The sequence below is a fragment of the Cohnella baijiui genome (assembly GCF_020731285.1).
In the GTDB taxonomy this organism is placed as follows: Bacteria; Bacillota; Bacilli; order Paenibacillales; family Paenibacillaceae; genus Cohnella.
The window spans coordinates 128,671-139,788 of sequence record NZ_JAJFOW010000011.1; the positions used below are offsets into that span (position 1 = coordinate 128,671).

Consider the following 11,118-nt stretch of genomic DNA (forward strand, 5'->3'; position numbering starts at 1 on the left):
TCTTGCCGCTGCCTCGAGCGCAAGATCTTCTTAACCACCTAAAACAGACGGCTTAAGCGGATCGAACCGCCTCATCGCACGGCGCGCCATGAACGCCGCAAGCCCTGACGGCCCGGCGCACATGGCGCGCCCATGCAATGTCCGATGGATGAATCAGTTCAGCCCGTCGACGCGGGACATCACGGCCTGCACGAGCTGTTCCAGCGATCCCGACGCCTCGGACAAATCGCCGCCTCGCACGGCAAAGTAGACTTTGATCTTCGGCTCCGTGCCGGACGGACGCAAACAGAACCACGAGCCGTCGGCCAGCAGGAACTTCAGCACGTTTTCCTTCGGGAGGCCGTCGATGCCTGTCTCGTAATCAAGCACCTGTGATACGGGCACGCCCGCTACATCGACAGGCGGATGGGTGCGCCAGTCGGCCATAATCGCCCCGATCTTCTCGACTCCGTCCTTGCCTTTCAGCGTTCGGGACTCCAGCTTCTCCAGATACGTGCCGTACTTCTCGTACAGCTCGAGCAGCACATCGTACAGCGTCTTGCCTTGCGTCTTGTAGAAAGCGGCAGCTTCGCTGATGAGCAGCGAAGCAACGACCGCGTCCTTGTCCCGGGCGTACGTGCCGGCCAAATAGCCGTAGCTTTCCTCGTAGCCGAACAGAAACGTGTGCGCGCCGGTCGTTTCAAACTCGGTGATCTTTTCGCCGATATATTTGAAGCCTGTCAGCGTGTTGATCACCTCGCAGCCGTAAGACTTGGCGATGTCCGCCCCCATCTCGCTCGTCACGATCGTTTTAATGACCGCGCCGTTGGCCGGAAGCTTCCCTTTGGCTTGAAGGTTGGATAATAGATAGTGCACCATCAGCGCCCCGGATTGGTTGCCGGAGAGGACGACGTATTCGCCCTTGTCGTTTTTAACGACGGCGCCCATCCGGTCGCAGTCCGGGTCGGTGCCGATGATGAGGTCCGCGCCCTTCAGATCCGCGAGCTTGATCGCCAGCTCGAACGCCTCGTGCTCCTCGGGGTTCGGAGACTTGACGGTGGAGAACATGCCGTTCGGATGCTCCTGCTCCGGCACGACGTAGACGTTGCCGAAGCCCGCTTGGGCCAGCACCCAGCGGACGGGCATATTGCCGGCGCCGTGCAGCGGCGTGTAGACGATCTTGAGCGCGTCGCCGGCCCCGCTCTTCAGCAGCTCCGGATGCACGGACTGGCTCGCGACGGTATGGACGAACCGGTTATCGTCCTCCTCGTCCAGCCACAGCAGAAGACCGCGCTCCTCGGCTTCGCGCTGCGAGACGCGCTTCACGTCACGGAACGCATCCACCTCGCGGATGGCGGAGATGACCCGTTCGGCCTGATGCGGTACGAGCTGGCAGCCGTCGGCGGCGTATACTTTGTAGCCGTTGTACTCCGGCGGATTGTGGCTGGCGGTGATGACGATGCCCCCGCTGGCCTTCAGGTCGCGGACGGCGAACGAGAGCTGCGGAGTCGGGCGCAGCGAGCGGAACAGGTACGTCTTGATGCCGTTCGCCGCGAGCACGCATGCCGTCTCCAGCGAGTAAATATCCGAGTTGTTGCGGGAGTCGTGCGCGATGACGACCGACGGGGCGTCCGATTGCTGCAGGAGATCATCCGCGAATCCCTGGGTGGCCCGCCCGATCATATAGCGGTTCATCCGGTTCGTCCCCGCGCCCATGACGCCGCGGAGCCCGCCCGTGCCGAATTCCAGTTCGCGATAAAAGCGGTCTTCGATGTCCGCGGGCTTGTCCGCGATGCTGCGCAGCTCATCCTTGGTCGCTTGGTCTACGTTCGGATCGTTCAGCCAGGCTTCATAGACTTCTTTTGCAGTAAGGTTACTCATCGTTCACGCTTCCTCTCCATCTTCATCTCTAATCTATACCCCGACGCAGGCCGACGTTCACGCCTTGGGAGTTGGAAGCTTCAAGGCGCCGACGGCTCCGCCATGCTGTCCGCATGGCCAAATAAGCAAGGTTTATTGGTTCTTACTTGGGATCGGTAAGCGCAAACATCAGGACGCCTTCGCAGACGACCTTGCCGTCGACCTTCGCGGTCGCTTGGCCTTTGCCGATCGGCCCTTTGAGCCGGATAATCTCGACCTCCAGCGTCAGCGTATCGCCCGGCGTCACCTGGCCGCGCCAGCGGAACTCGTCCACGCCGGCGAACAGGCCGATCTTGCCGCGGTTCTCTTCGAGTCCGAGAATGGCCGTCGCGCCGACCTGCGCGAGCGCTTCGAGGATGAGCACGCCCGGCATGACCGGGAAGCCCGGAAAATGCCCGACGAAAAACGGCTCGTTAATCGTCACGTTTTTCAGGCCGATGGCCCGTTTGCCCGCTTCCAGCTCGAGGATGCGGTCCACCAGCAGGAACGGCGGGCGGTGGGGGATGATTTCTTGGATTTGATTCACGTCCAGCATAGGTATCTCCTCTCTTCGGAGACGGATAAATCAGTCCCCGCGGTCCATACTATAAGTATCCCTTTGGCGAACTGCAGTCGCGAAGGTTGATGATAAGAGGGCTCGCCGTCGCCTGCCGATCGCTCCTCGGTCGGTACGACGGCGGGTTCTTTTGTAAACTGGCGCCCTCGGGGCTCAAGATGCCCGATTCAAACGTCTGAACTTCATGAAGTAGACCCCCGTCGTCACGAACGAAAGGACGATGGCGGTCCAAAGCAGCTCCACGCCGCCCGGCTGCTCGAGGAAAAGCAGCAGGATGGCGAGATAGTAGACGAAGGTGGTCAGCTTGCCGTAGACGTTGGCCGGAAAGGTGCGCATGCCGCGGAAATGAAAATAAGCCGTGCTTGCGATCATCCCGACCTCGCGAATCCCCATCGTGATCGCCGCCGCCCATGGAATCTCTCCTCCGATCAACAGCGCAACTACCACCGAGAGCATCATGAGCTTGTCCGCCAACGGATCGAGCATGATGCCCGTTTGCGTGACCTGCCCGCTCCGTCGGGCAATATACCCGTCCAGCAAGTCCGTAAGCCCGGCGAGCAGCACAACGAGCAGCGCCGCCACGCGGTAATCGTACATGTACAGCGCGATGAACAGGGGAATCATCACGAATCGGGACATCGTCAGCAAATTAGGTATATTCATCCCGGATTCTCCCCCATTCTCTATCAAAGTTCCCCAATTATTATATCGCTTGCCCCTTCGGGCGTAAACCGATTCGACAATACCCGTGTTCCTTCGTACAGACCGCCTGAGTTCGGTATCCGCGCAAACGGCCGCCGCCGACCGCCTGTTCAAAACGAAGGCCCCCCGCTTCGGGCGGGGAGCCTGTCATCACGATCGCCTGAGGCCGATGCAGGCGTCAGTCGCCGCTCGCGAATACGAGATCGTACATATGCCTCCAGGTATTCCAGTCGAATACATCCGACCATTGCTGCTTGCCCAGCACCACATATCCGATGGCTAGGCCGGCGATCAGCGCCGCCACGCAGAGCACCGGGATGAACAAGATCTTGACGGTCGTCCAGACAATCAGCAGCAAGAGCCGACCAGCGGATCGCTTGGGCTTGTCCGTCGGACGCTTGGTTGCTGTCACGATTGATCCTCCCTCACAAGTTAACACGGCTCCGCCGACCCGGGAGAGGGCGGCCCGTTGGGATAACTGCCCCTTTCTTCCCGAATAGGAGCGGCTCGCATCGGTCGTCCGGCTGTCGCCGCAAAACGAACGATACAAACGCTACTTATTCTAAGGGGTATCCGTTATCCGCGCAAGTTGGTCGCCATCTGCATCATCTGGTCGCCGGAGGAGAGCGCCCGTGAGCTTAACTGATAAGCGCGCTGCACGTTCACGAGATCCGCGATTTCATCCGTCAGATTGACGTTCGATTGTTCGAGGAAGCCCTGGCGGACCGCCACGCCTCCCGACACTTGGGGAGCGGCCGAAATCTGCGTCACGACGTCGTTCGTATTGACGTTGATCGGCACGCCGTACAGGTTGTCGGCGACGGCTTGGAGCAGTTCGGGCTTCGTCACCTGAACGAGCTTCAGCTTGCCGAGCTCGACCTGCTCGCTGCCGTCGGGCAGACGCGCGTTGATCGTGCCGTCGGCATCGATGATCATCTCGTAGCCGTTCGGTACGCGGATGAAGTCTTCCGTCCCGTTCACATCCGCGACGACCGGATAGCCCGAATTCGTCGTGAGGAGCCGGTCGTCGTTCGCCGTCGGCACGAGCTTGAACGCGCCCTGGCGCGTAAAGGCGCGAGGACTGTCCAGCGTGTCGCCGGAACGCACCTCGAACAGCGCGTTGCCGGCGATGGCGATATCGGTCTGCAGATCGGTCTGCTGCATCGCGCCTTGCGACATATCGAGCTGCTGCCCGACGATGCGCGCGCCCCAGCCTTGCGTAAAGCCAAGCGGAGAACGGCGCCCAGGCTGCAGAAAGCTCATCTCATGCGGTTGAATGTTCGTTAGAATATCCTCGAAAACGGCGTTTTTGCGTTTATAGCCGGCCGTATTGACGTTGGCGATGTTGCCCGCGAGAATATCGAGCTTCTGCTGGAGCGCGCCGAGCGATGCGGACGCGCTGATCACGGAGTTGTTCATCGTAGCTCCCCCTCGTTATCAGACCTTGCCGACTTCGTTGACGGCCTTTTCCAGGCTGCGGTCATAGAACTGCACGACCTTTTGGTTAGCCTCATACGCGCGTAGGGCGGACATCATATCTACCATGGACTGCGAAGCGTCGACGTTGGACCGCTCCAAAAAGCCTTGGCGAATCTCGACGCGCTCCCCGTCCTGCACCGGGCGGGTGCCGCCCGGATCGCCGGCGTAGCGGAACTTGCCGTCGCCTTCGCGGATGAGCATGTTCGGATTGACGACTTCGGTCAGCAGCAGCTGCGGATCGCCGGGCAGCGGATCGCCCGTCGTCTTGTCGGCGAGGCGGCCATTCGCCGTCACGGCGATGCCATCCCAAGTCCCGGTCACCCGGATCGGCTGTCCGTCCACGCCGAGCACCTGCATGCCGTCGGCCGTGACGAGCGTCCCGTCCTGCGTCGTGCGGAAGCTGCCGTCGCGGGTATAGCGCAGCTCCCCGTCGCCGTTGCGGATGGTGAAGAACGCTTGCGGCTGGTAGGTCACCTGGCCGTTCGCCGCGACGTATTTGCCCGAGGCGTCGAACGTCTGTCCGGCCACGAGAATGTCGGAGACGAGCGCCAGGTCCTGGCTCCGGGACGTTTCGACCATGTCGCCCTGGCTCAGGTTCATCAAATTCTCCTCGGCGAAGACGCCCGTATTGATCTTCCCGATGGCGCCCGAAGGCGGGTTCTTGCCGCCCATCGCGGACAGGAGCATTTCCGGGAAGGCGCGGTTCACCGCGCTCGTCCCTTTGTAGCCGGGCGTGTTCAGGTTGGCGACGTTGTTCGTGACGGTGTCGTGGCGTCTCTGCTCGGCGATCATTCCCGCGGCCGCCGTGTACAATCCTCTGAGCATGATTTCCCTCCGTATGCGTGCGGATCGAAGTCCGTTGATGAATGGAGCGAATGGTGTAATCGAATGAAGGTCCCGGGCAAACGGCTTGTCCGCCCGGGCCTGGCCCGCCCGCTTCGGCGTTCGCCTTAGCGTCTGCGGGCCATCTTGTCCAGGTGATCCAGCATGATGCCGGTTCCTTTGACGACGCAGTGCATCGGATCTTCCGCGATCAGCACCGGCACCTTGAGCTCATCCGCGAGCAGGGCGTCGAGACCGTCGAGCAGCGCGCCGCCGCCGGTCAGGATAACGCCCCGGTCGATAATGTCGGCCGACAGCTCCGGCGGCGTCCGCTCCAGCACGGACTTCGCGGACGCGACGATAGACGATACCGGCTCCCACAACGCCTCGCGGACTTCGTCGGAGTGGATCGTCACCGTCAGCGGCAGGCCGGACACCATGTCCCGGCCCCGGATGTCCAGCTCCTCATTGCGGCCGCCGGCGTATACCGTCCCGATCTTGATCTTGATGTCTTCGCTCGTCCGCTCGCCGATGAGGAGCTTATACTTGTTCTTTATGTACTTCATGATCGCGGCGTCGAACTTGTCCCCCGCGACTTTAAGAGAAGAGGCGGTCACGACGTCGCCCATCGATAGGACGGCTACATCTGTCGTTCCCCCGCCGATATCCACTACCATATTCCCGCTGGGCTGGAAGATGTCCATGCCCGCCCCGATCGCCGCCGCCTTCGGCTCCTCCTCGAGGAACACTTCCTTGGCGCCGCTTCTTTCCGCGGCTTCGCGGATCGCCTTCTGCTCGACGGACGTAATGTTCGTCGGCGCGCAGATCAGAATGCGGGGTCGGCTGTACCAGTTGCGCCCGCCCACGCGCTGAATAAACGCCTTCAACATCATATCGGTCACTTCGAAGTCGGCGATAACCCCGTCCTTCAGCGGACGGATCGCGACGATATTGCCCGGCGTGCGCCCGACCATGCGGCGCGCATCTTCTCCGACAGCCAGCACTCTGCGGGTATCGCTTTCCATCGCGACGACGGACGGCTCATCGAGCACGACGCCCCTGCCCTTTACATGAATCGATACGTTTGCCGTGCCCAAATCAATGCCGATGTCTTTGCTAAACATGTTCCGTGAATCCCCCACGCGATGGATTGACCGTTGCTCCATATGGCGACGCTGCCATCCGAACCCGGGCCGGGTCCGACGCCGGATCCGGCGCGGTGCGTCTTTACAGGCCGCTGTCGTATTGTATGGATAATAGTATTCGCCATCGTTCGGGAAAATCCTTTTTCAAAACCCGCTTATTGCAAAATTATGCCTTTACGGCCGTCAGAACTTCCCGTTTTTTGACGGTCGTCTTCTTGTACTTGATTTTGGTTGCTTCTCCTCCCCTCAGGTGCCGGATGGACTTGTGATACTCCAGAATGTGCTTGACCTGGTCGGCCAAATCCGGATTGATCTCCGGCAGCCGCTCGGTTAGGTCTTTATGCACTGTGCTTTTGGAGACGCCGAATTCTTTGGCGATCGTCCGTACCGTGTTGCGCGTCTCTACGATGCACCGGCCGATCTTGATGGTCCGTTCTTTGATGTAATCGTGCACGCTCCCGCCTCCCTGCTCGAATAGATTGGTACATTATATGAGGGGCGCGGTCACTTATTCTTTGTTGCCAAGCCTGACAAGCCTGGAAAGTCCAATTTCGTCGGGACTAAAGGTCCGAGTCGCGCAAAATGTGAATCCAAAGACCCATGATCGGCGGCACGGACGCCTTTCCTTCTATAGTTGGAGCTGCACAATCCGTATGCGCGCAAAAAAAACCGGTCCCGGAACATTCTCCGGGACCGGCGGCTTCGCAAGCCATGCCGACGCGATTACTCTTTGTCTTTGATCAGCGAGCTCGGATCGACGGATTGACCGTTGCTCAGCACTTCGAAGTGAACGTGCACGCCTTCGCTCTTCTCCATTTCGCTCTGGCCGGCGGCGCCGATCAGATCGCCTTGCTTCACTTCGTCGCCCTTCTTGACTTTCAGCTCCGCGAGGCTTTGGTAAACCGTGGTCAGGCCGTTCGGGTGCTTGATTTGCACCTCGTAGCCGTTAACCGGGGTTTGCTCGGCCACGACGACTTCGCCGCTCATTGCTGCCTTCACGTCGAACGCCTTGCCGTCCTTGCTCGCCAGGTCGATCGCCGTGTGCGGCGTGAACTGGTTGTCGTACTGCACCATCGCCGCGGCCTTCTGGTCGTCCGTCCCGTTCACGTCATAGAACGGGAGAGAGACGGTAAGCGCCTCGCGGTTCGTAACCGGCCAGCGAAGCGTTTCGCCGTTCGCGGCGGCCGGCACGGCATCGGGACTTGCCGAATCGCCTTCGGCGGCGACGCCGTTCTCGATCCCCGAGCCGGCGACTTCCTGCGACTTGGTCTTGTCGCCGGAGCTCGCATTCAGCCAGAGGACCGTTACGATGATTGCCGCTGCGGCCATGTACAGAGCGGGGAATACCCACCGTTTGGCGAAAAACCGTTTCCACGCCGAGGGCCTAGCAGACGATCCTACCACCGACTTTGAAGCCTCTTCGATCTTGCGGGTTTTGTTGTTTTGATCATTCATTTTTATCACCTCAGTAAGCAAGTGTTACCAGGTGATGGGGTTTTATACGTGCCGATTTGCAAGATTGCAAACTTTAAAGCTTCGAAGCCTCGTCGGCCGGTCGTAGCTTCGAAACTTCCTTCAGCTCCGCCCCGGTATAGTAATGCGCCACGATCTGCTCCGCCGTCGCGCCCGCCTTAGCCATGCCTTCCGCGCCCCACTGGCTCATGCCGACGCCGTGCCCGCTGCCGTACGTCGTAATGACCACCTTGTCCTTGGACACCGTCCAGTCGAAGGCGGCGGACCTGAGCTCCAGCCGTTTGCGGATTTGATCGCCCGTAAAGCGCTTGCCGCCGACGGTGGCCGTCCGCACCCGATGTCCCTCCGTCCAGTCGGTAATCTGGATCACCGGCCGTTTGCCCACGCCGGTAAGCGTCGCGAACGTCTGTACGCCCAACTTGCGGTAAAAGGCGCCGAGCGAGAACTCTACCGTCTCTTTCGCGCGAGGCGAATCTTCCTTGTCCCACGGACTGTCCACCGACTGCAGATAGGGAAGCTGCATCGGGAACACTTCTTTGGAATTTTCGGTGTAGCCGTTGCTCGAGGAGAAATAGAGCGCCTCGATCGGCGCGCCCCCATATGCAAGAATCAAGCCTCGCGTCTCTTGAACCGCCTTGTCCACCTTTTCCCAACTCTTCGAATCTTGCTGTTTCAGCTTCTCCATCTCGGCGGACGTCCGATACACCTGGTGCGCGACCGTATCCGTCACGTCGGCCCACCGGACAGGCACGCCCTCCGAGTCGTTCAGCCACAGCCGCCTCAGCAGATAGGTGCGCGCCGCGATCGCTTGCGCCTCCAGCGCGGCCGGCTCGAAGCTCGCAGGCATCTCCGCCGCAACGACGCCTCTCACGTACGCTTCCAGCGGCACGCGCTCTACCCGCTCCTCCTTCGTCAGATAGACGCGAACGAGAATCGGGCTGTCCTGGCTTGCGGGCGGCACCTGAGCGACGGCGGGGAACGCCGGATTGCCGGTCCCGGCTTGTCCGGCTTGTCCGGCTTGTCCGGCTGCGCCTGCTTCCTTGCCGGCCGACGGATCCGAGCCGGGAGCTTTTCGGCTATCGCCGCCACTTCTATCGTTGCTCGCACCGCCGTTCTTTTGCGAGATTCCGCCTTGCGCGAGGGCATCTCCGCTCTCATCTTCTCTTCCGCCGACCCACGTTAAATCCGATTGTGCCGCTTGATTGGGGCGATCGGCGCCCGTCCCCGTATGCAGGACCAGCCATAGCACGCCAGCCATCGCGACCCCGCCCGTGAAGGCCGATGCGATCAGGCGCGGTCCCTTCGCCTTCCCGTTCTTTCGTTTCGCGCGTTTCCTCATCGTCCACCTCCGCTAGGTTGTCCGTAAATCCGACTGCTTCCAACCTATGAATCCGCGCGAAACGATAGAACCTTTTCAATAGACGGTCGGAGGGAAAAGGAATGGTTGTCGGCTCTATTGTGTCTCTTTCCTGACGGTTATGTGCCTTACAGGTCTAAAACCCCATTTGTTTAGGAGTACCCGAGCCAACCTTTTCTACCTAACAGCAGCCGAAGAGATATCGCGGACCATACCCCGGCTTCCTCAGCGTGATGATGTTCATGCCCTATTTCCCGCCCCTGCTTTCAAACCTTTTTTTTCATCCCCCTTTTTCCACCCCATCCAAAGCCCCTCTTTTCCGAAAAAGAAGCTGTTCGAGGCGACCGCCTTCGTGATATATTCGAAGCAGACGAAGAACGTCCTATCCCAACCCGAGGTTGGCGCTAGGACGTTTCTTTTTTTTCGGAAGGGAGAGCGGCGGGATGAAGTTCGAAGAGGCGCATGCGTTGTTTTTGCGTTCCCATTTGTCGAAGCGAAAAGGAGAGCGACGGGGGCGATTGGAGCGCGGCCATCAGCATGGAGAGAGATTGTTCCTTCAGCAAGTTTGGTGGCCGGCCTACGGTCACTTCGACGACCTGCACCCGGAGTATGAAATTCTGGATTGGCGAGGCAAGCCGTACTTTGCGGACTTTGCGTGGATCAAAGATGAGATCCGCATCCTCATCGAAATCAAAGGCTACGGAAAGCATGTGCAGGAGATGGACCGACAAGGCTTCTGCAAGGAAGAACGGCGGGAGACCTTCGTCCACGGTATCGGATACGACCTCATCTCCTTTGCCTACGACGATGTGGAAGCCCAGCCCCAGCTTTGCATGATGCTCTTGCGGGCCGTGTTAAACCAGTACCTGCCGATGAAGCCCATTGCCGATCGCGTTGTCCTGGTAGAGAAAGAGACGGTGAAACTGGCCTTCTCCTTGGCACGTCCGATTCGGCCAATCGACGTGATCGATCATTTTGGCATGAATGCCCGCACCGCCGCTAAAGTGCTAGACTCTCTTTGCGCCAAGGGCTACCTCCGCCCGGTTCCGCGAGGCCAAGGCCAGCGGCACGTGCAGTACGAGCTCGTTCCGGGATGGTCCAAGCGGTGGAGTTGATCGTTGCCGAGGATGGGGGGGTGGTTTGTAGGAGATGGTTTGTAGGAGATGGTTTGCTGGAGATGGTTTGCTGGAGATGGTTTGCTGGAGATGGTTTGCTGGAGATGGTTTGCTGGAGATGGTTTGCTGGAGATGGTTTGCTGGAGATGGTTTGCTGGAGATGGTTTGCTGGAGATGGTTTGCAGGAGATGGTTTGCAGGAGATGAACGGATGAGAGAAACGAGCCCCATACCACGATAGGATAAAAGGTTGGAGACGAGTGGCATGGACGAAGAGTGGTTCCGACCGGCTCTTCACTAGGTAAGGTTACAAGGCCCGAGACTTACTTCCATTTTGATTAGTTGCAATTGTACATCTATTTCATCGAGTTAAAGGTCAATTAGACAAATTAGTTGTAAACGTACATCTAAAAAGGGCCAAACGAGCGAAATCACCGAAATTAGGTAAAAATAGCTGCACTTTTGCAATTAATTGCCCGAAATCCCCTTCACCCGGCAAAAATAGAGGTACGATTGGTTACTACTTAGGTCAATTCAACTTAAGTTCTCCCAGAAAAGCTGAACTGAGCGA

At 59.4% G+C, this 11,118-nt stretch carries 11 protein-coding genes; 1 reads left to right on the plus strand and 10 read right to left on the minus strand.

Going from position 1 to position 11,118, the window contains the following annotated elements:
- Positions 1 to 153: 153 nt before the first annotated feature.
- From LKX83_RS13660 to spoIID, 10 genes are all read right to left on the minus strand, one after another.
- A complete protein-coding gene (locus tag LKX83_RS13660; protein WP_227882823.1) occupies positions 154 to 1,860 on the minus strand; it encodes a phospho-sugar mutase in 1,707 nt (568 codons plus the stop codon).
- 142 nt (positions 1,861 to 2,002) lie between these two features.
- Positions 2,003 to 2,434: a 3-hydroxyacyl-ACP dehydratase FabZ gene (gene fabZ, locus LKX83_RS13665; RefSeq protein ID WP_227882824.1), complete on the minus strand. Its 432-nt coding sequence runs from the start codon at positions 2,432 to 2,434 to the stop codon at positions 2,003 to 2,005.
- A 174-nt stretch (positions 2,435 to 2,608) separates the two neighbouring features.
- Positions 2,609 to 3,118 carry a CDP-alcohol phosphatidyltransferase family protein gene (locus LKX83_RS13670; protein WP_227882825.1) on the minus strand — a complete coding sequence of 170 codons (510 nt, stop codon included), beginning with the start codon at positions 3,116 to 3,118 and terminating at the stop codon, positions 2,609 to 2,611.
- Positions 3,119 to 3,335: 217 nt separating this feature from the next.
- Complete coding sequence (locus LKX83_RS13675; RefSeq protein WP_227882826.1) at positions 3,336 to 3,569, minus strand: DNA-directed RNA polymerase subunit beta; 234 nt, start codon at positions 3,567 to 3,569, stop codon at positions 3,336 to 3,338.
- 164 nt (positions 3,570 to 3,733) lie between these two features.
- Positions 3,734 to 4,576 (minus strand): flagellar hook-basal body protein, encoded by an 843-nt coding sequence (locus tag LKX83_RS13680; protein WP_227882827.1) that lies wholly within the window; start codon positions 4,574 to 4,576, stop codon positions 3,734 to 3,736.
- Positions 4,577 to 4,594: 18 nt separating this feature from the next.
- Positions 4,595 to 5,461, minus strand: a complete 867-nt coding sequence (locus LKX83_RS13685) for a flagellar hook-basal body protein (protein ID WP_227882828.1) — start codon at positions 5,459 to 5,461, stop codon at positions 4,595 to 4,597.
- Between the two features lie 125 nt (positions 5,462 to 5,586).
- The gene (gene mreB / locus LKX83_RS13690) at positions 5,587 to 6,582 is read right to left on the minus strand and encodes a rod shape-determining protein MreB (protein ID WP_227882829.1); all 996 of its coding nucleotides are present in this window, start codon (positions 6,580 to 6,582) and stop codon (positions 5,587 to 5,589) included.
- 187 nt (positions 6,583 to 6,769) lie between these two features.
- On the minus strand, positions 6,770 to 7,057 hold the full coding sequence (gene spoIIID, locus LKX83_RS13695; RefSeq protein WP_227882830.1) for a sporulation transcriptional regulator SpoIIID: 288 nt from the start codon (positions 7,055 to 7,057) through the stop codon (positions 6,770 to 6,772).
- Positions 7,058 to 7,326: 269 nt separating this feature from the next.
- Entirely contained in the window at positions 7,327 to 8,058 is a 732-nt protein-coding gene (locus LKX83_RS13700; RefSeq protein ID WP_227882831.1) for a M23 family metallopeptidase, read from the minus strand.
- Between the two features lie 73 nt (positions 8,059 to 8,131).
- Positions 8,132 to 9,415 (minus strand): stage II sporulation protein D, encoded by a 1,284-nt coding sequence (gene spoIID, locus LKX83_RS13705; RefSeq protein WP_227882832.1) that lies wholly within the window; start codon positions 9,413 to 9,415, stop codon positions 8,132 to 8,134.
- A 461-nt stretch (positions 9,416 to 9,876) separates the two neighbouring features.
- Between spoIID and LKX83_RS13710 the strand changes: the two genes are divergently transcribed.
- Entirely contained in the window at positions 9,877 to 10,548 is a 672-nt protein-coding gene (locus LKX83_RS13710; protein WP_227882833.1) for a hypothetical protein, read from the plus strand.
- The last annotated feature ends 570 nt before the right edge of the window (positions 10,549 to 11,118 follow it).